Raw genomic sequence first — 26,629 nt, forward strand, 5'->3', positions numbered from 1 at the left:
CCTACGTGCCCGCCCCCGAGCCGTACGCTCGGGGGCGTGGCCACGGCGGCGGAGGAGATCCAGGTGGGGGAGCGGCTGGTCCGCGTCTCCAGTCCCGACAAGCCCTACTTCCCGGAGCTCGGGCTCACCAAGGTGGACGTGGTCCGCTACTTCCTCTCGGTGGGTGACGGGGTCCTGCGCGCGTTGCGGGACCGGCCGACGATGCTGGAACGTTGGCCGCGTGGCGTCTTTGAGGGCGCGACGATCGCCACCCGGCAGACCAACCGGGGCGACGCGTTCTACCAGAAGCGGCTGCCGGCGGGTGCGCCCGAGTGGGTGCGCACCGCGCACATCACCTTCCCCAGTGGCCGCACCGCCGACGAGGTCGCGCCCAGCGAGTTGGCCGTGGTGATCTGGGCGGCCAACCTGGGCACCCTGCGGTTTCACCCCTGGCCGGTCACCGCCGCCGACGTGGAACGACCCGACCAGTTGCGTATCGACCTCGACCCGATGCCCGGCGTCGGGTTCGAGCAGGTGCTGCCGGTGGCCCGCGAGGTCAACGCGTTCCTGGCCGAGCTGGGCATGACCGGCTACCCGAAGACCACAGGTGGGCGGGGCCTGCACGTCTATCTGTCGATCGAGCCGCGGTGGAGCTTCGGCGAGTGCCGTCGGGCGGTGCTCGCGTTGGGCCGGGAGATGCAGCGCCGGCTGCCGGAGTTGGTCACCACCACGTGGTGGCGTGACAAGCGGGACCGGCCGGTCTTCGTCGACTACAACCAGATGTCGCGGGACCACACGATGGCCTCGGCGTACTCGATTCGACCGACGCCCCGGGCCCTGGTGTCGGCACCGCTGACCTGGGCGGAGCTGGACGACGCCCGTCCGGAGGACTTCGACGTGCGGTCCGTGCCGGCCCGCTTCGCCGAGCGCGGCGACCCGCACGCCGGCCTGGACGGCGACCGGCACTCGTTGGAGCCGCTGCTGGAGTTGGCCGACCGGGAGGGGCTGGAGGCCCCGCCCGAACGGTGAGGTCCCGGACCAGCCCGGGTCACAGGTCGGCGAGCACGGGCTTGAGCGCGGCGGCCACCTGGGGTGCGAGGGTCGTCGAGTAGGTGGCGCTCAGGTGGTGCGCGTCGCGCCAGACGAGCACGCCGCCGATGACGGGGGCGCACCGGTCCGCGGGGCAGATCCAGTCGTTCAGGTCGACCAGGTGGGCACCGGCGAGGCCATCGGCCGCCTCCTCCTGCGCGGGACCGCCCCCGCGGCCCAGGGCCTCGGCCCGGGGCATGGCGCACTTCGTCAGGCGGTTCGGATTCTTCGACACGCACTCGGCGATGTCCTTCTCATGCAGCGGTGTGTCCCGCAGCACCACCACCGGAATCTTCTCCGCGATCATGCCGCTCCACGTCTCGCGCAGTTCACGGGCCAGCGCGGACCGCCATTTCGCGGGCGGCTCGCCACTGACCGGGTACTCGGCGTTCGTCACGACCAGCAGGTCGGGGCGGCCCGCGCCGAGCAGGGTCTCGCGTACCTTCCGGTTCCATTCCGTGCAGGAGGTGTAGGGGCGGTCGTTCAGGGAGATCTCCGCGGTCAGGAACGGGCAACCACCCTTGGTGTACGTGGCGAGGCGCCAGCCGTTCGTCTCCGCCGCTCCCCGCATGGCCGGGACCCAGTGGTCGGCATGGGAGTCGCCGACCAGCGCGATGGTGGTCGCCGAGTTCATCTTTCCGTAGACGCACACCTCCGGCGTCGCGGACTCCAACGACACGTGGCAACTCTTCGTCGCCTGCAACAGCGGCGCGTCCCGGGCCGCCCGTGCCGGCTCGGGCGTGATCGAGTCGACCTTGTCGACGGGCACCCCGGCCCGGCTGGTGCGGGGGGATCCGCCGAGCGCCGCGGCACCCGGCGCGGCCGGTGGCGCCGCCTGCGTGGAGCCGCCGGGCACCTGGCCCATGATGACCGAGGACGGGGGCGTCGTACCCGCCGTCGACGGAATGGCCAGTTGGAAGGCGAGGCCGGCCAGCGCGGCCGCGCCGGTGCAGACGGCGCCGATGCGCAGGGCGGAGGTTGGCCGGTCGGCGAGGACCGGTGACCGGCGCACCGGGTTCTCGACGAAGTGGTACGTGAGCGCGGCGGGGATCGCCGAGGCGGCCACGACGGCGAGCGCCGGGCCGACGCCGAGGTCACCGAAGTGCGCCTGCGCGGCGATCAGTACCGGCCAGTGCCACAGGTACAGCGAGTAGGAGATTCCGCCGACGTAGCGCAGCGGCTGTTGGCCCAGCAGCAGGACCGGCCCGGCCCGGCCGGCGGCCGGCCCGAACGCGATCACCGTGGCGGTGCCGAGGGTGGGGCCGAGCGCGGCGTACCCGGGGAAGCCGGCCTCCGTGGTGATCAGCGCGGCCGAGGCGCCGACGGCGATCAGCCCGGCCCAGGCCAGCGGCACGGCCACCAGGCGCGGCGACCGGCGCAACCAGATCGCCGTGACGGCGACGGCGCCGCCGAGGGCCAGCTCCCACATCCGGGTGGTGGTGACGAAGTACGCCGATGGTTCGGTCGGCGAGACGTACAGCGCCCAGGCGAACGAGGGGACCGCGATCAGCGCCAACCCGAGCAGGTAGAGGCCGCGGCCACCATGCCCCCGGCGGCGGGCGAACCACCCGAGGGCGATCAGCAGCAGGGGCCACACCAGGTAGAACTGCTCCTCGACGGCGAGGGACCAGAAGTGCTGGGCGATGCTCGCGGCGTCGTTGGCGGCGACGTAGTCGGCGGACTGCTCGGCCAACCGCCAGTTCATGGCGTAGCAGGCGCTGGCGATGACGTCCCAGGCGGTGGCCGACCAGCGGCCGCGGGGCAGGAAGACGTAGGTGAGCACCAGGGTCGCGAGGAGGACTGTCGCGGCGGCCGGGAGCAGACGCTTCGCTCGTCGGGCGTAGAAGTCGGTGAGCGAGAGCCGTCCGTATTTGTCGAGTTCCTCGAGTAGCAGACCGGTGATGAGGAAGCCGGAGATCACGAAGAACACGTCGACACCGACGAAACCGCCGGGCAGGTACGGCACTCCGGCGTGACCGAGGAGCACCAGCAGCACGGCCACCGCCCGCAGGCCCTCGATGTCGCCGCGGAAGGACCGCGCGCCGGCCGACGTCGGCCTTGTCGACGTCGGCCTGGTCGGTGGCGGGGCGGCTACCCTGGCCTGCGCCCACAACTCATTCGATATAGCCACGTCGCGGATAGTAGCGGCGTTCCGCGGTTATTCGGCTATTTCGTCATCGTGCTAATGAATTCGTGTTATGGCCCTACTGCCAGGGGCTCTGCGTTCCGCCGAACTCTTCGAAGACGAGCCAGGACCGCGTCGACAACACCCCGGCGATGCGCTGCACCCGGTCCAGCACCACGTCCCGCAGTGCGGCGTTGTCCGGCGCCCGGACCAGGGCCAGCACGTCATGCTCGCCGCTGAGCAACGCCACGTGCTCGACATAGCGCACCTGGGCCAGCTCGGCAGACACCTCCCGCCAGGTGTTCTGCTCGATCGTCAACGCCATGTACGCCGAGGTGCCCAACCCGGCCGCCTCGGGCGCCACCTGGGCGTGGAACCCGGTGATCACCCCGTCGCGCAGCAACCGCTCCACCCGCGCGTACGCGTTGGTGCGAGAGATGTGGATCCGTTCGGCGAGGGTACGCACCGACGTCCGCCCGTCCCGGACCAGCTCGTCGAGGATCCGCCGGTCCACCTCGTCGAGGGCTCGTACCGATCGTCCCGATCCCGCCACCCGGTCTGCTTCGTCGCCGGTCTCCTGGCTCACTGATAGTCCCTCCGCATGCCAACCGTCCCGCCTTCTGCGTGGATCTTGAGTCAATCATCCGACAAGCGGAAGCATAGGGTCACCACACGTCCCAGGAGGTTCCGCCGTGACGACCACTCCCCAGGCGGTCCGCAGGGCATCCCCGCGTACGCGTCGAGCGGCCACCCCGCCCGACCCGGCGCGCCCGCTGCTGCCGAACACCGAACCCGTCCGCCTGCTCGACCCGACCGGCACGCCGCTGCCCGCCCGCGGCGACTACCCGGAGCCACCCGTCGAGCTGCTGCGCGAGCTGTACCGGCGCATGGTGCTCGGCCGCCGGTTCGACACCCAGGCGACCGCCCTGACCAAGCAGGGCCGGCTGGCCGTCTACCCGTCCTCGCGGGGCCAGGAGGCGTGCCAGGTCGGCGCGACGCTCGCGGTCCGCGACACCGACTGGGTCTTCCCCACCTACCGTGAATCGATGGCGCTGGTTGCCCGGGGCATCGACCCGGTCGAGGTGCTCACCCTGCTGCGCGGCGACTGGCACTGCGGCTACGACCCGACCGAGGTACGCACCGCGCCACAGTGCACCCCGCTCGCCACCCAGTGCGTGCACGCCGCCGGTCTGGCGCACGGCGAGGCGTACCAGGGTCGCGACACCGTGGCGCTGGCCTTCATCGGCGACGGCGCCACCAGCGAGGGCGACTTCCACGAGGGGGTCAACTTCGCCGCCGTGTTCAAGGCGCCGGTCGTCTACTTCGTACAGAACAACCGCTACGCCATCAGCGTCCCGCTGTCCCGGCAGACCGCCGCGCCGTCGCTGGCCTACAAGGGCGTCGGCTACGGCGTGCCCAGCGAACAGGTCGACGGCAACGACCCGGTGGCGGTGCTCGCCGTGCTCACCCGCGCGGTCGCGCACGCCCGCGCCGGCAACGGGCCGTTCCTCGTCGAGGCGCACACGTACCGGATGGAGCCGCACACCAACGCCGACGACGCCAGCCGCTACCGCGACGGCGCCGAGGTCGACGCCTGGCGCGACCGCGACCCGATCGCCCGGCTGGAAACCTACCTGCGGGCCCGCGGGGTGCTCGACGACGCGGCGATCGCCGAGGTCGCCGAGCAGGCCGAGGCGTACGCGGCGGACCTGCGGACCCGGATGAACGAGCAGCCCAACGTCGACCCGTTGAGCCTGTTCGACCACGTCTACGCCGAGCCCACCCCGCAACTCGTCGAACAGCGTGAGCTGGTCCGCGCCGAGCTGGCCGCCGCTCGCGACGAGGAGGGGAACGCCTGATGGCCACCACCATGGCGAAGGCGCTCAACACCGCGCTCGCCGACGCGCTCGCCGCCGACGACCGGGTCGTCGTCTTCGGTGAGGACGTCGGCGCGCTCGGCGGCGTCTTCCGGATCACCGACGGCCTCCAGGCCCGCTTCGGCGAGGACCGCTGCTTCGACACCCCGCTCGCCGAGGCCGGCATCGTCGGGTTCGCCGTCGGCCTGGCCATGTCCGGTCTACGGCCGGTGGTCGAGATGCAGTTCGACGCGTTCGCGTACCCGGCGTTCGAGCAGATCGCCTCGCACGTGGCGAAGCTGCGCAACCGGACCCGGGGCGCGCTCAGCGTGCCGATCGTGATCCGGGTGCCGTACGCGGGCGGCATCGGCGGGGTCGAGCACCACTGCGACTCGTCCGAGGCGTACTACGCGCACACCCCCGGCCTGAAGGTGGTCACCCCGGCGACCGTCGAGGACGCGTACTCGCTGCTGCGTGAGGCGATCGACGACCCCGACCCGGTGGTCTTCATGGAGCCCAAGAAGCTCTACTTCGGCAGCGCCGACGCGGCCCTGCCGACGCGGACCGAGCCGTTCGGCCGGGCCGTCGTGCGCCGTCCGGGACGCGACGCCACCCTGGTGGCGTACGGGCCGGCGGTGCCCGTCGCGTTGGAGGCCGCCGAGGCCGCCCGCGAGGAGGGCTGGGACCTGGAGGTGGTGGACGTGCGCACCATCGTGCCGTTCGACGACGACACCATCGCCGCCTCGGTCCGCCGCACCGGCCGCTGCGTGGTGATCCAGGAGGCGCAGGGCTTCGCCGGGGTCGGCGCCGAGATCGCCGCCCGGGTGCAGGAGCGCTGCTTCCACGCGTTGCACGCCCCGGTGCTGCGGGTCGCCGGCCTGGACATCCCGTACCCGGCGCCGATGCTGGAGCACACCCACCTGCCCGGCGTGGACCGGGTGCTCGACGCGGTGGCCCGACTCCAGTGGGACGACCAGCCGGACGCACGTTGGGCGGCGGCATGACCACCGTCGAACGGACGCAGGTCTTCCTCCTGCCCGATCTGGGCGAGGGGCTGAGCGAGGCCGAGATCGTCGAGTGGCGGGTCGCCGTGGGCGACGTGGTCACCGTCGACCAGAGCGTGGTCGAGGTGGAGACCGCGAAGGCGGTCGTGGACGTGCCCTGCCCGTACGCCGGCCGGGTCGTCACCCTGCACGGCGCGGCCGGTGAGGTACGCCCGGTCGGCCAGCCGTTGATCACCATCGCGCCGCTGGACGGCGGCGACGAGCCCGCCGGGCACGCCACCTACCGCGAGGAGGAGCGGGCCGGCTCCGGCAACGTGCTGATCGGCTACGGCACCGGCCACGGCGGCGCCACTCGCCGTCGGCGCCGACCTCGGCTGACGCTCGCCCCCGAACCGGCCGACACCGCGCGGACCGATGGTGCTGCCGCCCCGACCGGTGCCGCCCCGACCGGTGCTGCTCCGACCGGTGCTGCTCCGACCGGTGCTGCTCCGACCGGTGCTGCTCCGACCGGTGGTGTTGCCCCGACCGGGGTGGCCCGCCCGGCTGGCGGCGGTGCCGCGGGCGACGCGCCAGGTCACCCGGCGCGGCCGACCGCCCTGGTCATCTCGCCGATCGTGCGGCGGCTGGCCCGGGAGCGCGGCGTCGACCTGAACGCGGTGCGGGGCACCGGGCCCGGCGGCGTGATCCGCCGTGCCGACGTGGAGGCGGCGCTGACCGTGCCCGCCGCCCGGCTCACCGCCGTGCCGGACGCGCCCGTCGCGCCGGTGCCGTCCGGGGACGACGACGTGATCGTCCCGCTCACCGGTGTCCGCAAGGTCATCGCCGACAAGCTCTCCCGCAGCCGGCGGGAGATCCCCGAGGTGACCATCTGGGTCGACGTGGACGCCACCGGGCTGCTGGAGACCCGGGCCGCGATCAACGCGGCGACGCCCGACGCGCCGGTGAGCATCCTGGCCCTGCTGGCCCGGATCTGCCTCAGTGGGCTGCGCCGGTTCCCGCAGCTCAACGCCCGGGTCGACACCGAGGCGCAGCGGATCGTCCAGTCCGCGGGGGTGCACCTCGGCATCGCCGCGCAGACCGACCGGGGCCTGCTGGTGCCGGTGCTGCGCGACGCCCAGCGACTCACCACCGCCGAGCTGGCCGCCGAACTGGCGGCCACCACCGCCGCCGCGCGGGCGGGCAGCCTGCCGCCGGCCCGGCTGACCGGCGGCACGTTCACCCTCAACAACTACGGGGTGTTCGGCGTCGACGGCTCCACACCGATCATCAACCACCCCGAGGCGGCGCTGCTCGGGGCCGGGCGGATCGTGGACAAGCCGTGGGTGGTCGACGGGCAACTCGCGGTTCGCAAGGTGACCCAGCTGAGCCTCACCTTCGACCACCGGGTCTGTGACGGCGGGGTGGCCGGCGGCTTCCTGCGGCACGTCGCCGACTGCGTGGAGCGCCCCGCGCTGCTGATCGCCGCCGTCTGAGCGCGTACCCCGGCCCCGGCGCTGCCCCCTGCGGCGCGCCGGGGCCGGCGCGCGTCCCGGCTCTCCCGGCGGCGTGCTCGTGCCGGGGTTTCCCGGCGGCGTGCTCGTGCCGGGGTTTCCCGGCGGCGTGCTCGTGCCGGGGTTTCCCGGCGGTGCGATCGGGAAGTCGGCCCCGCCGAAGCGCACCGAACGCGTCGAAGGGAGCCGGCCTGTGGCCGTGGCGAACGAGCTGCTACTGAACTCGGTCCGGGTACGGCGGCCCGCCTCGGCCGGCGCTCCCCTCTACTGCGACGCGCTGGAGTACGGGCTGACCGGCGACGGCGCGACGAACGACCAGCCGGCGCTGGCCGCCCTCGTGGACCGGCTGGGCGCCGGGTACGCCTCGGACGGGCGCGCCCGGGTCATCTACTGCCCGCCGGGCATCTACTCGATCCGGGACGCGGGCACGGTGTGGCGCAGTGGAGTGTCGCTGGTGGGGGCCGGCCCGGCGGCGACCCGGTTCATGCTCAGCAACGAGGGCAACCGGGCCGATCCGACTCCGTTGGCCTTCTGGACCACCGTGCAGCACGGTGCCGACCGGGACCGGCACATCGCCGACTGCACCTTCTCCGACTTCCAGATCGACGGCTCCGGCGTGGCGATGGCCGAGTACAACTACCTGGCCAAGGGTCTCGGTCTGCAGTACGTGGTGCGGGGGGTGTTCCGCAACCTCTACATCCACCACACCGCGGCCACCGGGCTGGGCTGCGACTTCCTCCAGGACTCGCTGATCGACGGCGTGGTGGTGGTCGGCTGTGGCCGCCTGGACAACGGCGAGCAGATGGGCGGCGCCGGCATCGGGGTCGGCATCGGCGGCTGGGGCACGGTGGAGCGGCTGACCATCGCCAACTGCACCACGCTTGCCAACGGCACCAACGGAATCTTCCTGGAGTTGCAGAAGGAGTACTGGGCGCCGCCGCGCGGCTACCGCATCATCGGCTGCCACAGCCAGGGCAACCGGTTCGGCATCTCCGACTGGGGCGCCGACGGTCTGATCGTCTCGGCCTGCACCATGACCGGCAACCTGGAGACCGGCTTCGACGTGTCGGCGCAGGGCACCTCGTCGGTGGCCGGCCGGGGTGGGCTGCTCACCGACTGCGTCATCGACGGCAACATGCGCGACGGAGTCAGCATCGGCAACAGCCCCGGCCCGTACACCGTGCGGGGCAACCGGATCAGCGGCAACGGGCGACACGGCTACCACGCGCACAACCTCGGACGCGGCTACCAGGGCTCGATCCGGGACGTGGTCATCGAGAGCAACGAGCTCTGGGGCAACGGCCTGGACGCGGTCCGGATCGACCACCAGATGACCGACGCGGTGCTGCTCAACAACCGGATCCGCAACAACGGGCGGCAGTGTGCCCGGGGCGCCGGCGGCACCGGCGACGCGGTCCGCTACAGCGAACGGTGCCTGGTGGACCGGTCGGCCAACTGGCCGCACGACGGGCACCGGGGCAAGGTGCTGCGGGTCGGACGCGCCGTGGCCATGGTCGCCTCCAACACCGGCGACGAACTCACCCTCGCCCCGGTACGCCCCGACGGGTTCACCGCCTGGAGCGGCGACGTGCCGCCGCCCGGCTGCGGATACGAACTGTCTCCGGCACCCCAGCGGCGAGCCGGGATTACGATCGACGCGGCGTTCGACTCGGCCACGGTGCGCGGCAACCGGATCTGGGACAACCACGACGACCAGACCCAGACACACGGGCTGTGGATCACCGAGCGGGGCAGTTGTGTGGACTGCCGGGTCGAGGACAACGACCTGGCCGGCAACGCCGGCGACGGGATGCTGCTGGACACCCCGCCGGTGGGCGGGCGCTGGCGGGACAACCACGTCGACAGCGACTGGAGCTGAGCGGCGACCGGACGGCCGCTCGCACGCCGCGCCGGTCCGTGCCCCGCGCCGGCCGGAGGGCCGCTCGCACGCCGCGCCGGTCCGTGGCCCGCGCCGCCCGCGGGAGGGACGACGAACGGCGGCGACCGGAGTGCTCCGGTCGCCGCCGCTGTCATCGTGCGGTGGTCAGCCGGCCAGGCCGGCCACCGGGGTCGGGTCCAGCACGACGGTGGCCGAGCCCGACTGCGCGGGGTTGCCCGCGTCGGTGTACTCCGCGACGAACACGGCGGTCAGGTTGTCCGCACCGCTGTGCCCACCGTCGAGGAAGGTGGGAATGGTCCCGGAGCAACCCGTCGAGGTGGAGAGCGGGTGCCCGTGCTCGTCGTGCCCGAGCACGTAGGTGACCTTCACCTTGGAGCAGTCCACCGGCAGGTCGTCGGTGACCTTCACCTCGTACGCGACGGTCTGCCCGAACTGGAAGGGCTGCCCGGCCTCCGGGGTGACGAACTCGACGACCGGCGCGGTCGGCCCGACCACCAGCGGCAGGGATGCCGAGGCGGACCGTCCGGTGCGGTCGGTGACCTTCAGCGTCGGCGTGTACGAGCCGTTCTCCGGGAACGTCCAGGACGCGTTCGGAGCGGTGCTGTCCACCGAACCGTCGGCGTTGAAGTCCCACGCGTAGCTGAGCTTGTCACCGTCCGGGTCGGTGGTGCCGGCGCTGGAGAACGCGACGGTCAGCGGGGCCTGCCCGACGGTCGGCGTACCGCTGATCTTCGGGATCGGCGTCCGGTTGCCGCGGACGAAGTCGATCCGGGACAGCTGGGCGTCCGGGTTCTCGGCGAAGTAGCCGTCACCGTACTCCAGCACGTAGAGCGCGCCGTCCGGGCCGAACTCCATGTCCATCGGGTTGTCCACCACCAGCGACGGCGCCACCGGACGGATGTCCGTCACGTCACCGTCGGAGTCGAGACGGAACTCCTTGATGTAGTCGCGGGACCACTCGTAGAACAGCGGCACCCCGTCGTAGTAGGCCGGCCAGCGGGTACGCGACGTGCTGGTCCCGTCGTAGTCGTACGCCGGGCCGCCCATCGGAGAGATGCCGCCGGTGCCCAGCTGCGGGAACTCCGCGGACGGGGCGGCCGCGTACCAGACCTGCGGCTGCTCGACCGGCGGCAGCACGCGCTTGCCGGTGTTGTGTGGTGAGTCGTTGACCGGGCGCTTGCAGTTGAACGTGGCGCCGGACTGGCCGGTGGCGAAGTCGTAGTCGCGGTAGGCGATCGTCGGCGTCACGCAGTACGGCCAGCCGTAGTTCGCCGGCTTGTCGATGACCATCCACCGGCCGTGCCCGGCCGGGCCACGGTCCGGGTTCGGGTTGGAGGCGTCCGGCGAGTAGTCGCCCACGTACACGTTGTCGGTACGCCGGTCCACGGAGAACCGGAACGCGTTGCGCAGCCCCATCGCGTAGATCTCCGGGCGGGTCTGCGCCGTGCCCGGCTTGAACAGGTTGCCGGACGGCACGGTGTAACCGCCACCGTTCTTCACCTTGATGCGCAGCAGCTTGCCGCGCAGGTCGTTGGTGTTGGCCGCCGAGCGCTGGGCGTCGAACGCCGGGTGGCGGTCGGCCCGCTCGTCGATCGGGATGTAGCCGTCGGAGGCGAACGGGTTGGTGTCGTCACCCGTCGACAGGTACAGGTTGCCCAAGCTGTCGAAGTCGATCTGACCGCCGACGTGGCAGCAGATGCCCCGGTCGGTGGGCACGTCGATGATCTGCTGCTCGCTGGCGAGGTTGAGCTTCATCCCGTCCAGCTTGAACCGGGACAGCCGCAGCGCGCCCTTGAACGGCTGCCAGTCGGCCTCGGTGCCGGTCTCCGGCGCGTCCCCCTCGTTGACGCCGGGGGTCGCCGGGTCGTCCACCGGCGTGTCCATGGGCGGCGAGTAGTAGAGGTACACCCACTTGTTCTGGGCGAAGTTCGGGTCGATGGCGACCCCCTGCAACCCCTCCTCGTCGTGCTCGTACACCGGGATGTCCGCGGCGAGGGTGTTCAGCCCGGTGCGCGGGTCGTGGATGCGGACCTCGCCGGTGCGGGAGGTGTGCAGCACCCGCAGGTCGGGCAGGACGGCGAGGCTCATCGGCTCGCCCGGGAAGTCGTTGAGTGTCACTTTCTGGAAGCTGCTGTCCGGAGGCGCGGCCGGCGCCGCGGCCGCTGCCGACGGTGGTACGGCCAGACCGGCCGTCACCAGCAGCAGGGCGGACACGAATGCGGTTCTGTTCATCAATTGTCCCCCGAGGTGTTTCAGTACCGAAGTGAGGCGAGAAAGTCGAAGCCGACGCGAGCGGTGTCCAGGGCGTCGGCGGGGGAGCGTGGCGTGGTGCCGGCGTCGTCGCGCTCCACGATGTACTCCTCGATGCCGGCCTCCCGCTCGTGGGCGAAGATGCGACCGAAGTCGATGACGCCGTCGCCGAGGTCGGCGAAACCGCCCTCGACGTCGAGATCCTTGACGTGCACCTGGCGGATCCGGCCGCGGTTGGCCCGGATCACGTCGACCGGGTCGTGCGCGCCCCGCCACGTCCAGTAGAGGTCGAGCTCGAAGTGGACCAGGCGCGGGTCGGTCTGCCCGGTGAGGATCTCGAAGCCGGTCGAGCCATCGGTCAACGGCACGAACTCCAGCTGGTGGTTGTGGTAGCCGAAGTCGAGCCCGGCGCGTTCGGCCAGCCGGCCGGCCTTGTTCAGGTCGCGCGCCAGGGCCCGGTAGACGTTGGGGTCCCGGATCGCCTGACCGTTGGCGTCCCGACCGAAGTACGGGTGGACGATCTTCTTGCAGCCCACGACGTTGGCGTCGGCGAGCGCCTGCTCCCAGGTGGCGGCATCGAAGGGCTGCGGGATGCCGGTGTGCCCGGAGGTGGACCGCAACCCGGCCTCGTCGAGCGCCGCCCGGAACTGTGCGGCGGTGCGTCCGACGAATCCGGCGTGCTCCACCCGCCGGTAGCCGATCCGGCGCAGCGCGTCCAGGGTGCCGGGCAGGTCGGCGGCGAGCTGGTCGCGCAGCGTGTAGAGCTGGATGCTGATCCGGTCGACCGGGACCCGACGTCGGCCCTGGGACTGCCCGGCGGGCGCGGCGGTGGCCGGGCTGGCGAGCAGACCGGCGGCGCCGACGGCGGCGGCGGAGACGGTCGCGGCGCGGAGTACTCCGCGCCGGCTGATCGACTCGGACGCCGATATTGGACGGTTGAGCTGTTGATCCATGGTGGTGGTCCCTTCCTGACGGCAGGTACGCCGTCGGCGGCGGTCGACCTGGCTGCCGTCACCCGGGCACGCCGAACCGGCCGGAGGCGGGCTCCGGCTGGACGGTGAGGACGGTGCGCCGGTGCGGCTCAGCCCCCGTGGGGGCGGAACACAGCGAACCCGGCAGGGTGGCGGCAAGCTGATCGACTAATGGGCAACCCTCTATCTGGAAAGTGACCTTACCCTTGCCCCCGGACGAAGGCAAAGCTTCGTCGCGTTCGGCAGAAGTTTCACTTCAGGCGACAAAAGTCCGCCCTCGACGTGCGCCACCCGCCGTCACCTCCTACTTCCCGCGTCGGCCGGGCCGGATGGACAGAGTGCTGCGGGCCTGATCCGTATCCGTGATGTCCCGATGACCCCATGTCACCGGGCCGGTGCGACCGATCGCACGCCCCGTTCGCGCCACATCCTCCGCAGACGCCGTCATCCGGACAGCCGGTCCGGGGTCGCGCAAGCAGAGCAAAGGGCCCGACAAGGGTCGCCTGTGTCGCTGTTCCAACAAGCGGAACATTGTCGGAAAATGCGTCGGTAAATGCGCCGCCGATTATTTCCGAATGCCGTGGACGTCCCTGCCGAGCGGGCGAGAATGGGGCGGAGGGAAGTCGAAAACGGGGGGACTGAACATGACGTCTAGGCGGCGATTGACGCTGTTGGCGGTAACCATCGCAGCCGCACCGCTCGTCCTGGGTGGGTGCACCGCCGACCGGGAGACGGCGAATGGTTCGACCAAGCACCACGTCGCCGCACCGGAACTCGCCGTGACACCGGGGGACAAGGCCCGGGACGTTCCGGTCAGCGCCGAGGTGGGCACCGTGGTCAAGGGCGGACGGGTCACCGGCGTGCGCCTCACCGACGACAAGGGCAAGCCGGTCGACGCCGAGCCGCGCGAGGACGGCTCGGGGTGGGTGCCGAAGGGGCCGCTGCAACCACGGCGGACGTACACCGCCGAGGTGACCGCGACCGGGGACTCCGGTGCCACCACCACCCGCACCACCACGTTCACCACCATGGCCAGGTCGACCAAACCGCAGATCACCAGCACCCTCTATTTTGTGGGTAATCGGACGTACGGCACGGCGATGCCGGTAACCGTCGCGTTTGACCCGGCAATTCCGAAAGAGGCCAGAGCGGATGTCCAGCGACGGTTGTTCGTGAAGACGAATCCTCCGCAGCCGGGCACCTGGTCGTGGCTCGAGGACGGAAGTCAGGTCTATTACCGGGCGCCCGACTTCTGGAAACCGGGGACCTCGATCAGTGTCCGGGCCGGCCTGGAGGGCCTGCCGATCGGCAAGGACCGGGTCGGCGACGCCGAGCGGACCGCGACCTCCAAGATCGGACGCCAGCTCGCGTTGGAGGTCGACAACGCCACCAAGCAGATGACGGTGCTGCGCGACGGCAAGCAGATCCGCCGGATCCCGGTCAGCCTGGGCAAACCGAGCACACCGAGTTCCAGCGGCAAGATGGTGATCATGGAGAAGCACGAGCGGACCACCTTCGACACCCGGGGTGACCCGAACGGCGGCTATGTGGTCGACGTCGACGACGCCCAGCGCTACACCTGGGGTGGTGAGTTCATCCACTCCGCGCCATGGTCGGAGGGAGACCAGGGCAACACCAACGTCTCGCACGGCTGCGCCAACGTCTCCGCCACCGCGGCCGACTGGTTGATGGGGGTGACGCAGGTCGGTGACCTCATCACCGTCAAGGGCACCGAGGTGGACCTGCAGCCGGGCAACGGCTGGACGGCGTGGAACGTGAGCTGGGACGAGTTCGTGCGGGGCAGCGCACTGCCGGTGCCGCCCGGGCTCAAGCCCGCGCCGGTCGCCCCGGCGCACCCGGGCGCGGTGGCCGGCGGTTCGCCCGCCCCGGCGCCCTCGGTCAGCGGCCGCTGAGACACCGGCACCCGGGGTCGGCCCGCCGCCACGGCGGGTCGGCCCGGGCGTGTCAATCCAGGGGTACGCGGGCCACCCCGGGCCCGGTCAGGCTGCCCAACCAGAGGTGTTCGCCGTGCTGGCGTACCCCGGTGATCATCCGGTACCGCCCGGTCGGACCGTGCAGCGTCCGGCGGACCGCGCCCGCGCCGTCGACGAGCGCGACCAGCCCGTAGCGGCGCGGCTGCGGTTGCAACGCGTCGGGCAGCAACGCGGCGATCTGACGCAGCCGCGGGTGCGGCAGCAGCCGCTCGGCGATCGGCACCCGCGGGCTGGGCAACGCGATCCAGTACGTCCCGTCGCCGACGGCGCAGAGATTGTCCGGGTACGCGGGCAGGTCGGCGAGCACCCGGACGCCACCGCCCAGGTCGACGCGGAGCAGGCGGTGGGTGCTGGTCTCCACGAGCATCAACGCCGACTCGTCCGGGGTCAGCGCGATCCCGTTGGGGAAGTACAGCCCCTCGGCCACCACGTCGGTGCGGCCGCTGCCCGGGTGGTGGGCCAGCACCCGACCGTTGGGGCGATGCTCCAGCAGGTCCCGTTTCCAGTGCGAGACCGGGAACCGGTCGGAGGAGTCGGTGAAGTAGATGGTGCCGTCGCGTGCCACCGTCGCGTTGTTGGCCAGGTGCACCAGGGGTGCGGCCCCGGTCAGTTCGCGTACCGCGCCGTCGGGCGTCACCCGCAGCAACCCGCGGTACGCGTCGCAGACGACCAGAGCCTCACCCGACGCGTCCACCTCGATGCCGAGCGGTCGGCCACCGGTCTCGGCCAGCAGCCGGGGGCGGGTGCCGACCGGCGCGTCGACAGGCCACCACCACAGCCGGCCGTCCTCGTCGCCACTGACCACCCGGCCGGCGTCGTCGACAAGCACGTCCTCCGGGCCGACGGCGCCGTCCGGGAGGGGCAGCACCTCGGCTCGGTCGAGCCGTCGGTCCGTCGGAGCCCAGGCCCCGGCCAACGGCGGAGGCACGGTGGCCGGCTCGCGGACGGGCCGGATCAACCGTGGCGGCCGGGGCCGAGGGAGCAGCATCGGCCCATTCTGCACCGCCGGCGCCGCCCGCCGCCCATGATCGACACGGTTTCCGGGGTGTCGCGGTGTCCCGCTGCTGCGGATATCCCGGTTTCCGTGAACCGGAGTCGATCAACGCACGGCCCGGCGGTCGGGGCACGGTGCGGAGCTGGGCCACGGCCTCTACCCCGAGGGGGACGAGGGGCGCCTCGGGGTAAGACCCTGGGCGTACCCGGAATCACTCCCGCGCAGGCCGAAACTGTCGGTGGGGGAGGCTAGATTTCTCGGCATGGGAGAACGGATCGACCGGCTCGACGTGCAGGTCAGCGTGGGTGACCAAGTGGTCCTCGTGCGGGTGGCCGGTGAGGTCGACATCGCCACGGTGGCCGCGTTCCGGTCCGCGCTGTGGTCCGTGCCGGCCCGTCCGGTGATCCAGGTGGAGCTGTCCGGGTTGCGGCTGCTCTCCGCCGCCGGCGTCCGCACGCTGCTCGCCGCGCACCTGCGGGTCCGGGCGTGTGGAGGTGAGCTGGTCCTGGTCGACCCGAGCCCGGTCGTGGCCCGGGTGCTGCGCGCCACCGGCCTGCACCGGGTGATGCCGATCCTGGAGCCGGCCCGGGTCGTCGAGGCCGCCCGTCGCCCGGCGGTCGAGCCGGCCAACCTGCGACTGGCCGCCTGACCCCGAGCCCATCGCTGTTCGAGGGCCGTTGCCGGCGCGCGCTGGCGACCCTGAGCCGCCGTCGCTTGTCCGAGGGCCGCGCCGGGGGCCGTCGGCGCGCGCCGACGGCCCCTGAGCGTCGGTCAGCGCACGTCGAGCAGGTCGACGACGAAGACGAGCGTCTCGCCCGGCTTGATGACGCCGCCCGCACCGCGGTCGCCGTACCCCAGGTGTGGCGGGATGGTGAGACGGCGGCGGCCGCCGACGCGCATGCCGACGACGCCCCGGTCCCAGCCGGCGATGACCTGACCGCCGCCGAGCGGGAACTCGAACGCCTCGCCCCGGTTCCAGGACGAGTCGAACTCGGCACCGGTGGAGTGCGACACGCCGACGTAGTGCACGCTGGCCAGCTGGCCCGGCTCGGCCTGCGGCCCCTCGCCCACGGTGATGTCCTCGATCACGAGGTCGGCCGGCGGCGCACCCTCGATCGGACCCACCTCGGGCTTGCCGGATCGGGCGCCTGCTGCCTGGTTCATGCGGGGATCTCCTGCCGTGTCGATTGATGTGTCCGGTCACCCTCGATCCTGCCGGATCACCCCCCACCAATGTCCGGCAGACCCGCCCACCCAGGCCCCAACCCACCCCCACCAGGTGTCGATCTCGCACTTTCGGTCGCCGGTATACGCCTGTTCGACGCCTCTTGTCGCGGCTGAAAGTGCAAGATCGGCGGGCGGGGCCGACTTCCGCGGAGCCCGGGTGCGGGCCGGGGCGCTCGCCTAGGCTCGGAAGCGGCCCGCGGGGTTGGTGGCGGGCGGTCGATGCGGAGGGCGTCGGTGGCTGAGGCGACGGTCGCGGTGCCCCTGTGGGCCTGGGCGGCCGTGGGCGCGGTGATCGCCGTACTGCTCGCCGTGGACGTGCTCCTGCACCGGGACAACCACGTCATCGGGCTCCGCGAGGCGCTGCTGTGGAGCGCCGTCTGGGTCGGCGCGGGTCTGCTGTTCGGGTTGGTCCTGTGGTGGGGCCTCGGCGGCGACCCGGCCATCGCGTACTTCTCCGGCTACCTGTTGGAGAAGGCGCTCTCGGTGGACAACGTGTTCGTCTTCGCCCTGCTCTTCGGCTACTTCCAGGTGCCGTCGGGCTATCAGCACAAGGTGCTGTTCTGGGGTGTCGTCGGGGCGCTCGTCTTCCGCCTGCTGTTCATCTTGGCCGGCGCCGAGCTGCTGGACCGGCTCACCTGGGCCGGGTTCGCGCTGGGCGCCTTCCTGATCTGGACCGGCTGGCGGCTGGCCGTACGCGGAAAGCCGGACGTCGACCCGGAACGCAACGTCGTGGTCCGGTTGTTCCGAAGGCTGGTGCCCACCGACGCCCGGTACCACGGGGACCGGTTCACCGCCCGGGTGGCCGGCCGACGTGTGGCGACACTGCTGCTGGTGGCACTCGTCGCCATCGAGGCCACCGACGTGGTCTTCGCCATCGACTCGGTGGCGGCGATCCTCGCCATCACCACCAACACCTTCCTGGTCTGGACGGCGACCGCGTTCGCCGTACTGGGGTTGCGCAGCCTCTACTTCTGCCTCGCCGGCCTGCTGCGACAGTTCGGCTATCTGCGGTACGGGCTGGCGCTGCTGCTCGGCTTCGCCGGACTGAAGCTCATCCTGGCCGAGACACCGGTGGGCAAGCTGCCGGTCTGGTCGACCCTGGCGGTGGTGGTGCTGACCCTGGTGGTCTCCATCGGGGCCAGCGTCGTGGCCGCGCGCCGACCCGACGTCGGCACCTGACCCGCCGGGGCCGCCCGCGTCAGTCGGTCAGCACCGGCCGGGACAGCTGCGCGGCCAGGAGCGCGGGCGCCTCGGCCAGGGACGGGCCGTACCAGGTGAGGTGTCGGCCGGAGAGCAGGGCACACGGTACGCCGGGAAACGCCTCCGGCCCGTCCTCGGCGGTGAACCGGTACGGCTCGTCGGGGAGCACCACCAGGTCGGGCTCCCGTTCGCGCAGCTCGGCGAGGGGTGGGCGGGGATAGCGCTCGGGGTGTTCGTCGTAGGTGTTGACCACGCCGAGCAGGCGCAGCACGTCACCGGCGAACGTGTCGCTGCCGAGCACCACCCACGGCCGACGCCAGACCGGCACCACCGCCCGGCGGGGTGGGGCCAGCCGGGGTGGCGCGGCCCACGACCGCCGAGCGGCCCGCAGCCAGTCCGGCTCGGCCGGCGCGCCCAACTCGGCCAGCAGGTCACCCAGTTCGGTCAACGCGCCCTCGACGGTACGCGGGTAGGTGACCCGCACCGGCACGCCGGCTGCCCGCAGCGCCTCGGCGTCGGCCCGGCTGTTCTCCTCGACGTTCAGCAGCACCAGATCCGGCCGCAACGCGCGGACCCGGTCCAGGTCGGGATACTTGCTGCCGCCGACGCGGGCGACGTCGAGCCCGGCCGGGTGGCTGCACCAGTCAGTGGCCCCGACCAGCAGCCCCGGCAGGGTCAGCGCCACCGCCTCGGTCAGCGACGGCACCAGTGACACCACCCGCATCCGCGCACCTCCGTCCGCCACCGGTCCCGACACCGATCATGCCCGCCGGGTCGGCGCGGCACGGCTCAGGGTCGGCCTGGCTCGATGCGGGCGGTCACGTCGAGGTGTGCCGGCTGGCAGTCGGTCGTCGCCGCGAACCGGCGGACGGCGGCGCGGACGTGTTCGCGTACACCGGCGGTCGCCGCGTCGGCCGTCAGGTCCACCCGGATCCACACGTCGGGGTGCGGCGGTTCGCCGGTGAGCACCACGCGGGCTCGGCGTACCTCGGGGTTGGCGGTCAGGTCGCGGACCAGCGCGTCGGTGAGGACGTCGGTGGCCAGCCGGGTGCGGCCCGGTCGTCGCCCGGGGTGGCTCAGGGTGCCGCGCAGCGTACCGGCGGGTCGCCGCACCTCCCGGGCCAGGAGACGCTGCCCGGCCAGGGCGAGGAGTGCCCCGCCGACCGCCGCGGCCAGGGTGCTCCACGGTGTGGCCGTCCGCCACCGGTCCAGCAGCCCGGCGCTGAGCAACACCGCCTGCGGATCGGCGCCGGGCAGGGTGCCGTTGCCGGCCGCCAACGCCGCCGCGCCGCCCGCCACCAGCAGCAGCGCGACGATCGTCCACAGGAGGCGGTGGCCGGCGTTGCTCATGCCGGGCGCCGACGGGGCTGTAGCCGGATGTCGATGCGTCCGGGGCGGGGCGCGGTGAGCCGGTGCAGTTCCTGGTGCACGGCGTACTCGATCTCCGCCCGGGCCGCCGGGTCACCTGTCGCGCGCACCCGGGGGCGCCACTGGCCGCCACGGCGTCGAACGCGGACCCGGGCGCGACGTACGCCCGGCACCGCGCTGGCCGCGTCGGCCAGCCGCCGTTCCACACTGCGACGGTGCAGGTGCCAGCCGTCGTGGTCGTCGGTGCGCAACCGCACCGGTGCCCAGCGACGCAGTTGGGCGACCAGGATGACCAGACCCAGCAGTACGGCGCTTCCGGCCACCGCCCGGACCGTCGGGTCACGCCACCGGGTGCCGGTCAGGGCGTCGAACCAGCCGGTGGTGTCCAGCGGCGCCGACCGGTCCAGGGCGAGCAGGAGCGCCTGGACGGCTGCCAGTGCCCCGCCGACGAGCAGGCCGGTGGCCAGCAGCAGCGAGGCGACCCGGTTGGCGTTGCGCATCTCAGCGGCCCTCGGGTGAAACGGTCGCGGGGGTCGCGGAGACGTCGACGCCCGGGACGAGCAGGTCGTCCACGGTGACCGTCACCGCCGCCACGCTGAGGCCGGTGGTGGCGCCCACCCGGTCGGCGACCACCGCCCGGACGGTCTCGGCGATGGTGGGCACGCTGTGCCCGTACCAGGTGATGAGGTGCAGGTCGAGTCCGACGGACCGGTCGTCGAGGCGGACCGCCGCCGGACGGACGACGGAGACGCCCGGCACCAGGCCGGCGGCCTGGACCGCGATCCGCGCGACGTCCGCGGCGTCGGACGGGCGGCCGGTCATCGGCGTCGCCGTGGCTCGGTGCGGCGGTCGCCGAGGCCGGTCACGGAGAGGTCTCCGTCGAGCACCCGGACCACCAGCCAGCCGAGCAGGCCGGCGAGCACGGCGATGGCGGTCACGCCGACGCCGGCGAGTGCCCAGAGCGCCACGGCGAGAAACCCGGCGAGGAAGCCGAACTGCTGACGCGACATGGTCACCTCCGGCCGGTCCGGTACCGGCGGTCGCTGGATACACCCGCCGGCCGCTCCTGGAACGTCACCCGCCTGTGATCCCGGTCACATCCCGAGCCGGTGTCCGTTGATCGACCACCTAGACTCGGCCCGGCTCGACCGACCGGCGGATGGATCAGGCAGATGACGAGCATCGGCAGCGAGGACCCCGGCTGGCTGCGGGCGCTGCCCACCGACGGTGGGCGCGAGACGACGCTCAGCCGCGCCGGCCTCCGGGTCCATCCGGCCCGTCGGCTCAGCGATCTGGTCCAGGGTCGCCCGCCCGGGGTCACCGGCAGCCAGTGGAGTTCGGCCAGCCGTGCCAGCTTCGACTTCGTGGTCTGCGCCGCCGACACCGGCCGGGCGGTCGTCGCCGTGGAGATCGGCCCGGTGGCGTCCGCCGGCTCCGCCCAGCAGCGCCTCGAGCGCCTCAAGGACGCGGTGAGCGCGGCTGTCGGGCTGCCCGTGCTGCGGATCGGATCGTCGACGTTGCGTGCCGCCGAGCACGGCCGGCGCCTGGTGGAGTACGTGATCGACGCGCGCGCCTGGGCGGCCGGCGCCGCCGGGGTGACCGCCGGTGGCGACGACCCGGCCCCGGTGGGTTTCCGGGACATCCTCGGTCGGCTGCCGGACGGCCGTACCGGGCCGGTCAACGACCTCGGCGCGCTGACCCGGGCGGCGGCGGTCGAGGCGTACGTGGCGGGTCGGGTGGCCGACCCGATCGTGCGCGGGCTGCACGTGCGCTGGGCCGACGGACCGGCGCAGGGGTGGAGTTGGGTGCAGGTCCGCCCCGACGCCTGCCTCGTCGAGGAGGTTTCGGTGACCGAGCAGCGTTTCTCGTGCGGCATCGACGCGGCCCGACTGGCCGAGGATCTCGCCACCGTCGCGGTGGGGGAGCGGCTGCGGGTGGACGCCGGCACGGACCTGCTGCCGCGTGCCGAACTGACCGCGCGGATCGCCGCGCTGAGTCGGCGCCGCCACGAACTCGTCGGCGGATTCGGCTTCGACCACCTCTGCGCCGACTGACCGGCGTCCGTTCTACCTGCTGATTCCTGCCCCGGATCGGCTACGTCTCCGGTCCCGGCAATTTCCTTCGCGACGGTTGAACCTTCCCGGTCGGCGGCCCGTACTCCTGCGCGAATGAACAGGATCTCCCCATCCGCGTCCACGGGCGCGGGAGACGGTGCGGAAAGGGCATCGTCGGCCATCGACGCATTACCGGGTAGGTCGCGGTGCTCACCACCGTGGCGTGCGATCTCACATCCGTCGGTCCGCCGAGGGCAGGAATCCACTACCGGATCGAGAAGGAGAGCAATTCGATGCGCAGGTCCACACGGGCGCGCCGGTCATCCGGCAACGCGCGGAGCAAGCGTCTGCTGGCCGTTGTCGGCACGCTCGTGGTCTTCGGCGGAGTCGTCGCCGTGACCCAGATTTCGTCGGCCCAGGACCGGCGGACAAATAAGCCCCGTCCGGTTGCCGGGCAGTGCGTGGAGCCGAGCCCCGGTTCGACCGCGCCGGCTGGCGGCGCCTCGACCAGCCGGACCTGGCAGAACGGCCGCTGGGTGCGTAACCACTGGGGTGACGGGCAGCAGTCGGTCCCCGAGTGTGAGGACGGCAAGGACGGCACGGTGGGCACCGGCACGGCCATCGCCTGTCCGGACGTGACGGCGAAGTTGCCGCAGGTGCCGGCCCAGGCACGGGTCGAGGTGGATCGCAGTCTCGCCCAGTTGCAGGCCCAGATCGCCGAGGCGGACCGCCGGTTGGCCGCCGAGGGAAACAAGGGTGAGGCTTTCATCCGCAACGCGATCCTGCAGCCGCTGGCCGGAAAGCGGCGCGCGGTGCTGGACCGGATCACGACCGCGATCGACCGGGTCGGGCCTCGACCGCAGGGTCTGGCGCAGCTCGCCGAGTGCCAGGTGCAGCCGACCGGCAACACGGGCGGTAACAACGGTGGCGGCAACAACAACGGTGGCGGCAACAACAACGGTGGCGGCAACAACGGTGGTGGCAACAACAACGGTGGCAATGCCCCCGGCGCCGGGCTCGGCGTGCTGGCCAACGACTGCGACGAGAGCCGACTCCAGCCGCACGACGGTTTCCAGATCGGCAACCGCTGCGTCAGCACCGAGTTCGGTGAGGTCGGCGCCGCCGCCAACAACCCGTCCTTGTTGATCACCCAGTTCCCCGACCAGATCGGCCGCAACCAGGCGTTCACCCTGCGGGTGAGCACGCGCAACCTGGTCCGCGACCGCTTCCTGGCCGCCGGCCAGGGTGGCTACTACGTGGAGAGCTCGCTGCTCAACGCCCAGGGCCTGGTCCGGGGTCACTTCCATACCGCGTGTCGGATGCTGGACAGTCTGACCGCCCCGCCGGAGCCGCAGGAGGTGCCCGCCTTCTTCGTCGCGACCGAGGACGGCCGCGGTGGCGCCCAGCCCGACGAGGTGACGATCCAGATTCCGGGCCTGCCGGAGTCGGGTACCGCGCAGTGCTCCGTCTGGGCCGGTGACGGTTCGCACCGACTGCCGATGATGGAGCGGGCCAACCAGACCCCCGCGTTCGACTCGGTACGCATCGACGTCAACTGACCCAGTACGACCGACGGTGGCCGGTCACCCGGGGCGACAAACCCTGGGTGGCCGGCCACCGTCATGTCGTGTGCCGAGACAATCCGACGGGGCCTCGCCGTGTCCGGCGCAACCCCGTCGGCGACCCGCGTGTCAGCGCGCCTTGTACGCCTCGACGACCTCAACCGGGATCCGGCCCCGCTCGGAAATTTTGTAGCCGTTCTTGACGGCCCATTCCCGGATGGCCCGGTTCTGCTCCCGATCCATTCCGGCACCGGTGGGTCGCCCCGGCCTGCGGATCGATCGGGCGCTCTCCACCGGGCCGCGGCCGATCCGCCGACCCGCATTGATGTACGGATCCAGTGCCTTACGCAAGACGCCGGCATTTTCGTCCGAGACGTCGATCGTGTAGGCCACGCCGTCGAGACTGAACTCGACCGTCCGGTCGGCCTTGCCGCCGTCCAGGTCGTCGGTCAGGACCGTGATTACTTTTCTCGCCATTGCCGATTACTCCCTGTGTGCGGCGGGATGTGTCCAAAGTCTGACCTATCAGCCCGGTAATCCGCAACAATACGCGTCCCATTCGGCGCGTCGTGATTCCGTTCGTTACCGAGAAAAACCGAGAATCGGTGGGTCGCAATCGTCGAGGAGGCCGGTGTGCCCGGCCACGGCGGCCGCCTCGGCTCGGTTGGACACCCGCAGCCGGCGCAGCAGCGCGGCGGTCAACCGTTTCACCGCCCGTTCCGAGACGTGCAGTTCTTCGGCGATGTCGACGGTCGTGCGGCCGGCGGAGATGGCCCGCAGCAGCCGCCGTTCCTCGTCGTCCAGGTCGACCGATCTGGCGTGCGTGGGCCGCAGCAGGACACGCGGCAACTCGGCCGGCAGCACCGCCCAGCCATCGAGAACGGCCAGCAGCGGGGGCAGCAGCTGTTCCGGTTCGCCGGTCTTCGGCAGGAACCCCTCGGCGCCGGCCCGCAGCGCCTCCAGCGCCGGGGTGGGCTCGACGGAACCGGACATCGCGACCACCCGTACCCGCACCGAACGAGGGAGTTGGGCGGATCCCCTCGTCGGAGTGGCCTGGGTCACAAGCCGGAACAAGGGGAACGCTTTGTTACTTGAGTGAGACACGCTCAACTCAACGCGATAGCAGGTGTTCGATGGCAACTCTTCCGGTACTTCCCCTGACCGACGCCGTGCTGCTGCCCGGCATGGTCATCCCGGTGACCCTCGACCCGACCACCCAGGCCGCGATCGACGCGGCGCGGGCGACCGGCGACCGCAAGCTGCTGGCCGTGCCGCGCATCGACGGCGAGTACGGCCCGGTCGGCGTCGTCGCCACCATCGAGAAGGTCGGCCGGCTGCCCGAGGGTGAGCCCGCCGCCGTCATCCGTGGCCTGTCCCGGGCCCGGATCGGCTCCGGCGTGCCCGGCCCCGGCGCCGCACTCTGGGTCGAGGCGACCGAACTCGACGAACCCGCCCCCGCCGGCCGCGCCCGGGAACTCGCCCGCGAGTACCGCGCCCTGGTGACCTCCGTGCTCCAGCAGCGGGGCGCCTGGCAGGTCATCGACGCGGTGGAGCGGATGACCGACCTGTCCGAGCTGGCCGACTCGGCCGGTTACGCGCCCTGGTTGACCCTGGACCAGAAGAACGAACTGCTCGCCGCACCGGACGTCACCGCCCGGTTGGAGCTGCTTGTCGGCTGGGTGAAGGACTACCTGGCCGAGCAGGAGGTCACCGAGCAGATCAACAGTGACGTCCGGGAGGGGCTGGAGAAGTCCCAGCGGGAGTTCCTGCTGCGTCAGCAGCTCGCCGCGATCCGCAAGGAGCTGGGCGAGGACGAGCCGGACGGCTCCGCCGACTACCGGTCCCGCGTCGAGTCCGCCGAGCTGCCGGAGAAGGTCCGCGAGGCGGCCATGCGCGAGGTCGGCAAGCTGGAGCGGGCCAGTGACGCCTCACCGGAGGCGGGCTGGATCCGCACCTGGCTCGACACGGTGCTGGAGATGCCGTGGGGCACGCGTACCGAGGACAACACCGACCTGGCCGCGGCCCGGGCGGTGCTCGACGCCGACCACGCCGGCCTGGCCGACGTGAAGGACCGCATCCTGGAGTACCTGGCCGTGCGCAACCGGCGGGCCGAGCGCAACCTCGGCGTCGTCGGCGGTCGCGGCTCGGGCGCGGTGCTCGCCCTCGCCGGTCCGCCCGGAGTGGGCAAGACCAGCCTCGGCGAGTCCGTGGCGCGGGCACTCGGGCGCAACTTCGTCCGGGTCTCGCTCGGCGGCGTCCGCGACGAGGCGGAGATCCGCGGTCACCGGCGCACCTACGTGGGCGCGCTGCCCGGCCGGATCGTCCGCGCGCTGCGCGAGGCCGGCTCGATGAACCCGGTCGTGCTCCTCGACGAGGTGGACAAGGTCTCCGCCGGCTACGCCGGCGACCCGGCCGCCGCCCTGCTGGAGGTGCTCGACCCGGCGCAGAACCACACCTTCCGGGACCACTACCTGGAGGTCGACCTCGACCTGTCCGACGTGCTGTTCCTGGCCACCGCCAACGTGGTGGAGTCGATCCCCGGCCCGCTGCTGGACCGGATGGAGCTGGTCACGCTGGACGGCTACACCGAGGACGAGAAGGTCGCCATCGCCCGCGACCACCTGCTGCCCCGGCAGCGGGATCGGGCCGGGTTGACCGCCGACGAGGTCGGCGTCGCCGACGAGGCGCTCGCGCTGATCGCGGGGGAGTACACCCGGGAGGCCGGCGTCCGGCAGCTCGAGCGTGCCCTGGCCAAGATCCTGCGCAAGGTGGCGGTGACGCTGGCGACCGACCCGACCCCGGTACGCGTCGACACCGACAACCTCACCGGCTACCTGGGCCGACCGAAGTTCACCCCGGAGTCGGCCGAGCGCACGGCGGTGCCCGGTGTGGCGACCGGCCTCGCCGTCACCGGTGCCGGTGGGGACGTGCTCTTCATCGAGGCGACGAGCATGGAGGGCGAGCCGGGGCTGACCCTGACCGGCCAGCTCGGCGACGTGATGAAGGAGTCGGCGCACATCGCCCTGTCGTACCTGCGCTCCAACGGGCGCCGGCTCGGCATCGACCCGAACGCCCTGGCGGGACGGCGGATCCACCTGCACGTCCCGGCGGGCGCGGTGCCCAAGGACGGCCCGAGCGCCGGCATCACCATGGTCACGGCCCTGGCGTCGCTGGTCACCGGCCGCCCGGTCCGCCCCGAGTTCGGGATGACCGGCGAGGTGACGCTCTCCGGTCGGGTGCTGCCGATCGGTGGGGTGAAGCAGAAGCTGCTCGCCGCACACCGGGCCGGCCTCACCGAGGTGATCATCCCGGCGCGCAACGAGCCCGACCTGGACGACCTGCCGACCGAGGTGCGCGAGGCGCTGACCGTGCACACCCTGGCCGACGTGGCCGACGTGCTCGCCCTGGCGCTGCGCCCGGCCGAGGTCGAGACGCTGGACGGTCCGGCACTCTTCACGGTCTGACGCCGCAACCCACAGGACCCCCGCCGTCATCGGAGACGGCGGGGGTCCTTTGGTACGCGGAAAGAGGTCTACTGTCCCGCGTGAACCCTCAACTGCCTCTCC

24 protein-coding genes are annotated in these 26,629 nt (G+C 72.2%); 11 read left to right on the plus strand and 13 right to left on the minus strand.

The window, feature by feature from the left end; all coding sequences use genetic code 11:
• The first annotated feature begins 36 nt into the window (after positions 1-36).
• The gene (locus tag AB0B14_RS13055; protein ID WP_357522531.1) at positions 37-1,008 is read left to right on the plus strand and encodes a DNA primase small subunit domain-containing protein; all 972 of its coding nucleotides are present in this window, start codon (positions 37-39) and stop codon (positions 1,006-1,008) included.
• A 19-nt stretch (positions 1,009-1,027) separates the two neighbouring features.
• Here AB0B14_RS13055 and AB0B14_RS13060 read toward each other — a convergent pair whose 3' ends face one another.
• Both AB0B14_RS13060 and AB0B14_RS13065 read right to left on the minus strand, forming a co-directional pair.
• Positions 1,028-3,199, minus strand: coding sequence for an acyltransferase family protein (locus AB0B14_RS13060; RefSeq protein ID WP_357522532.1), 2,172 nt, complete (start codon positions 3,197-3,199; stop codon positions 1,028-1,030).
• A 73-nt stretch (positions 3,200-3,272) separates the two neighbouring features.
• Positions 3,273-3,746: an Lrp/AsnC family transcriptional regulator gene (locus tag AB0B14_RS13065; protein ID WP_357076906.1), complete on the minus strand. Its 474-nt coding sequence runs from the start codon at positions 3,744-3,746 to the stop codon at positions 3,273-3,275.
• A gap of 106 nt (positions 3,747-3,852) precedes the next feature.
• Between AB0B14_RS13065 and pdhA the strand changes: the two genes are divergently transcribed.
• From pdhA to AB0B14_RS13085, 4 genes are all read left to right on the plus strand, one after another.
• Positions 3,853-5,052: a pyruvate dehydrogenase (acetyl-transferring) E1 component subunit alpha gene (gene pdhA / locus AB0B14_RS13070; protein WP_357522574.1), complete on the plus strand. Its 1,200-nt coding sequence runs from the start codon at positions 3,853-3,855 to the stop codon at positions 5,050-5,052.
• On the plus strand, positions 5,049-6,053 hold the full coding sequence (locus tag AB0B14_RS13075) for an alpha-ketoacid dehydrogenase subunit beta (protein ID WP_357076912.1): 1,005 nt from the start codon (positions 5,049-5,051) through the stop codon (positions 6,051-6,053). The genes pdhA and AB0B14_RS13075 overlap by 4 nt, the downstream gene beginning before the upstream one ends.
• Positions 6,050-7,525, plus strand: coding sequence for a dihydrolipoamide acetyltransferase family protein (locus AB0B14_RS13080; RefSeq protein WP_357522533.1), 1,476 nt, complete (start codon positions 6,050-6,052; stop codon positions 7,523-7,525). The genes AB0B14_RS13075 and AB0B14_RS13080 overlap by 4 nt, the downstream gene beginning before the upstream one ends.
• Before the next feature lie 217 nt (positions 7,526-7,742).
• Complete coding sequence (locus tag AB0B14_RS13085; protein WP_357522575.1) at positions 7,743-9,422, plus strand: right-handed parallel beta-helix repeat-containing protein; 1,680 nt, start codon at positions 7,743-7,745, stop codon at positions 9,420-9,422.
• A gap of 165 nt (positions 9,423-9,587) precedes the next feature.
• On the opposite strand, the gene AB0B14_RS13090 is transcribed toward AB0B14_RS13085, so the two are convergent.
• Positions 9,588-11,675 carry a PQQ-dependent sugar dehydrogenase gene (locus tag AB0B14_RS13090; RefSeq protein ID WP_357522534.1) on the minus strand — a complete coding sequence of 696 codons (2,088 nt, stop codon included), beginning with the start codon at positions 11,673-11,675 and terminating at the stop codon, positions 9,588-9,590.
• Between the two features lie 20 nt (positions 11,676-11,695).
• On the minus strand, positions 11,696-12,646 hold the full coding sequence (locus tag AB0B14_RS13095) for a sugar phosphate isomerase/epimerase (RefSeq protein WP_357522535.1): 951 nt from the start codon (positions 12,644-12,646) through the stop codon (positions 11,696-11,698).
• 662 nt (positions 12,647-13,308) lie between these two features.
• On the opposite strand from AB0B14_RS13095, the gene AB0B14_RS13100 reads away from it, so the two are divergent.
• Entirely contained in the window at positions 13,309-14,577 is a 1,269-nt protein-coding gene (locus tag AB0B14_RS13100) for an Ig-like domain-containing protein (protein WP_357522536.1), read from the plus strand.
• A 52-nt stretch (positions 14,578-14,629) separates the two neighbouring features.
• On the opposite strand, the gene AB0B14_RS13105 is transcribed toward AB0B14_RS13100, so the two are convergent.
• Positions 14,630-15,646, minus strand: a complete 1,017-nt coding sequence (locus AB0B14_RS13105; RefSeq protein WP_357522537.1) for an SMP-30/gluconolactonase/LRE family protein — start codon at positions 15,644-15,646, stop codon at positions 14,630-14,632.
• A 268-nt stretch (positions 15,647-15,914) separates the two neighbouring features.
• Between AB0B14_RS13105 and AB0B14_RS13110 the strand changes: the two genes are divergently transcribed.
• The gene (locus AB0B14_RS13110; protein WP_357076709.1) at positions 15,915-16,301 is read left to right on the plus strand and encodes an STAS domain-containing protein; all 387 of its coding nucleotides are present in this window, start codon (positions 15,915-15,917) and stop codon (positions 16,299-16,301) included.
• A gap of 122 nt (positions 16,302-16,423) precedes the next feature.
• On the opposite strand, the gene AB0B14_RS13115 is transcribed toward AB0B14_RS13110, so the two are convergent.
• A complete protein-coding gene (locus AB0B14_RS13115) occupies positions 16,424-16,816 on the minus strand; it encodes an FKBP-type peptidyl-prolyl cis-trans isomerase (RefSeq protein WP_357076712.1) in 393 nt (130 codons plus the stop codon).
• A 297-nt stretch (positions 16,817-17,113) separates the two neighbouring features.
• Here AB0B14_RS13115 and AB0B14_RS13120 point away from each other — a divergent pair, with 297 nt between their 5' ends.
• Complete coding sequence (locus tag AB0B14_RS13120) at positions 17,114-18,058, plus strand: TerC/Alx family metal homeostasis membrane protein (RefSeq protein WP_357076715.1); 945 nt, start codon at positions 17,114-17,116, stop codon at positions 18,056-18,058.
• A 19-nt stretch (positions 18,059-18,077) separates the two neighbouring features.
• Here AB0B14_RS13120 and AB0B14_RS13125 read toward each other — a convergent pair whose 3' ends face one another.
• The 5 genes from AB0B14_RS13125 to AB0B14_RS13145 form a co-directional block, all read right to left on the minus strand.
• Positions 18,078-18,803, minus strand: coding sequence for a helical backbone metal receptor (locus AB0B14_RS13125; RefSeq protein WP_357076718.1), 726 nt, complete (start codon positions 18,801-18,803; stop codon positions 18,078-18,080).
• Between the two features lie 65 nt (positions 18,804-18,868).
• Positions 18,869-19,429, minus strand: coding sequence for a hypothetical protein (locus tag AB0B14_RS13130; RefSeq protein WP_357522538.1), 561 nt, complete (start codon positions 19,427-19,429; stop codon positions 18,869-18,871).
• Complete coding sequence (locus tag AB0B14_RS13135; protein ID WP_357522539.1) at positions 19,426-19,947, minus strand: DUF6286 domain-containing protein; 522 nt, start codon at positions 19,945-19,947, stop codon at positions 19,426-19,428. The genes AB0B14_RS13130 and AB0B14_RS13135 overlap by 4 nt, the downstream gene beginning before the upstream one ends.
• A gap of 1 nt (position 19,948) precedes the next feature.
• Complete coding sequence (locus AB0B14_RS13140; protein WP_357522540.1) at positions 19,949-20,269, minus strand: Asp23/Gls24 family envelope stress response protein; 321 nt, start codon at positions 20,267-20,269, stop codon at positions 19,949-19,951.
• Entirely contained in the window at positions 20,266-20,457 is a 192-nt protein-coding gene (locus AB0B14_RS13145) for a hypothetical protein (protein WP_357522541.1), read from the minus strand. Before AB0B14_RS13145 ends, AB0B14_RS13140 begins: the two co-directional genes overlap by 4 nt.
• Positions 20,458-20,619: 162 nt before the next feature.
• On the opposite strand from AB0B14_RS13145, the gene AB0B14_RS13150 reads away from it, so the two are divergent.
• Positions 20,620-21,501, plus strand: coding sequence for a DUF2726 domain-containing protein (locus AB0B14_RS13150; protein ID WP_357076733.1), 882 nt, complete (start codon positions 20,620-20,622; stop codon positions 21,499-21,501).
• 293 nt (positions 21,502-21,794) lie between these two features.
• The gene (locus AB0B14_RS13155; protein WP_357522542.1) at positions 21,795-23,060 is read left to right on the plus strand and encodes a hypothetical protein; all 1,266 of its coding nucleotides are present in this window, start codon (positions 21,795-21,797) and stop codon (positions 23,058-23,060) included.
• Between the two features lie 132 nt (positions 23,061-23,192).
• Here the strand turns inward: AB0B14_RS13155 and AB0B14_RS13160 are convergent, their stop codons facing one another.
• Together AB0B14_RS13160 and AB0B14_RS13165 are read right to left on the minus strand one after the other, a co-directional pair.
• The gene (locus AB0B14_RS13160) at positions 23,193-23,540 is read right to left on the minus strand and encodes an Lsr2 family protein (protein WP_357076739.1); all 348 of its coding nucleotides are present in this window, start codon (positions 23,538-23,540) and stop codon (positions 23,193-23,195) included.
• A 105-nt stretch (positions 23,541-23,645) separates the two neighbouring features.
• On the minus strand, positions 23,646-24,056 hold the full coding sequence (locus tag AB0B14_RS13165) for a LuxR C-terminal-related transcriptional regulator (RefSeq protein ID WP_357522543.1): 411 nt from the start codon (positions 24,054-24,056) through the stop codon (positions 23,646-23,648).
• Between the two features lie 140 nt (positions 24,057-24,196).
• On the opposite strand from AB0B14_RS13165, the gene lon reads away from it, so the two are divergent.
• Positions 24,197-26,527, plus strand: coding sequence for an endopeptidase La (lon, locus tag AB0B14_RS13170; RefSeq protein WP_357076741.1), 2,331 nt, complete (start codon positions 24,197-24,199; stop codon positions 26,525-26,527).
• Positions 26,528-26,629 lie beyond the last annotated feature (102 nt).

Source organism: Micromonospora sp. NPDC049171 (assembly GCF_040648275.1).
Classification (GTDB): domain Bacteria; phylum Actinomycetota; class Actinomycetes; order Mycobacteriales; family Micromonosporaceae; genus Micromonospora.

Bases quoted from the DNA above. Each gene is read 5' to 3' on its own strand.
- AB0B14_RS13155 (WP_357522542.1), top strand. From the start codon at position 21,795: ATGCGCAGGTCCACACGGGCGCGCCGGTCATCCGGCAACGCGCGGAGC.
- AB0B14_RS13080 (WP_357522533.1), top strand. From the start codon at position 6,050: ATGACCACCGTCGAACGGACGCAGGTCTTCCTCCTGCCCGATCTGGGC.
- AB0B14_RS13145 (WP_357522541.1), bottom strand. From the start codon at position 20,457: ATGTCGCGTCAGCAGTTCGGCTTCCTCGCCGGGTTTCTCGCCGTGGCG.
- AB0B14_RS13140 (WP_357522540.1), bottom strand. From the start codon at position 20,269: ATGACCGGCCGCCCGTCCGACGCCGCGGACGTCGCGCGGATCGCGGTC.
- AB0B14_RS13160 (WP_357076739.1), bottom strand. From the start codon at position 23,540: ATGGCGAGAAAAGTAATCACGGTCCTGACCGACGACCTGGACGGCGGC.
- AB0B14_RS13135 (WP_357522539.1), bottom strand. From the start codon at position 19,947: ATGCGCAACGCCAACCGGGTCGCCTCGCTGCTGCTGGCCACCGGCCTG.
- AB0B14_RS13125 (WP_357076718.1), bottom strand. From the start codon at position 18,803: ATGCGGGTGGTGTCACTGGTGCCGTCGCTGACCGAGGCGGTGGCGCTG.
- AB0B14_RS13150 (WP_357076733.1), top strand. From the start codon at position 20,620: ATGACGAGCATCGGCAGCGAGGACCCCGGCTGGCTGCGGGCGCTGCCC.
- AB0B14_RS13095 (WP_357522535.1), bottom strand. From the start codon at position 12,646: ATGGATCAACAGCTCAACCGTCCAATATCGGCGTCCGAGTCGATCAGC.
- AB0B14_RS13165 (WP_357522543.1), bottom strand. From the start codon at position 24,056: ATGTCCGGTTCCGTCGAGCCCACCCCGGCGCTGGAGGCGCTGCGGGCC.
- AB0B14_RS13100 (WP_357522536.1), top strand. From the start codon at position 13,309: ATGACGTCTAGGCGGCGATTGACGCTGTTGGCGGTAACCATCGCAGCC.
- AB0B14_RS13110 (WP_357076709.1), top strand. From the start codon at position 15,915: ATGGGAGAACGGATCGACCGGCTCGACGTGCAGGTCAGCGTGGGTGAC.
- AB0B14_RS13090 (WP_357522534.1), bottom strand. From the start codon at position 11,675: ATGAACAGAACCGCATTCGTGTCCGCCCTGCTGCTGGTGACGGCCGGT.
- AB0B14_RS13105 (WP_357522537.1), bottom strand. From the start codon at position 15,646: ATGCTGCTCCCTCGGCCCCGGCCGCCACGGTTGATCCGGCCCGTCCGC.
- AB0B14_RS13130 (WP_357522538.1), bottom strand. From the start codon at position 19,429: ATGAGCAACGCCGGCCACCGCCTCCTGTGGACGATCGTCGCGCTGCTG.
- lon (WP_357076741.1), top strand. From the start codon at position 24,197: ATGGCAACTCTTCCGGTACTTCCCCTGACCGACGCCGTGCTGCTGCCC.
- AB0B14_RS13115 (WP_357076712.1), bottom strand. From the start codon at position 16,816: ATGAACCAGGCAGCAGGCGCCCGATCCGGCAAGCCCGAGGTGGGTCCG.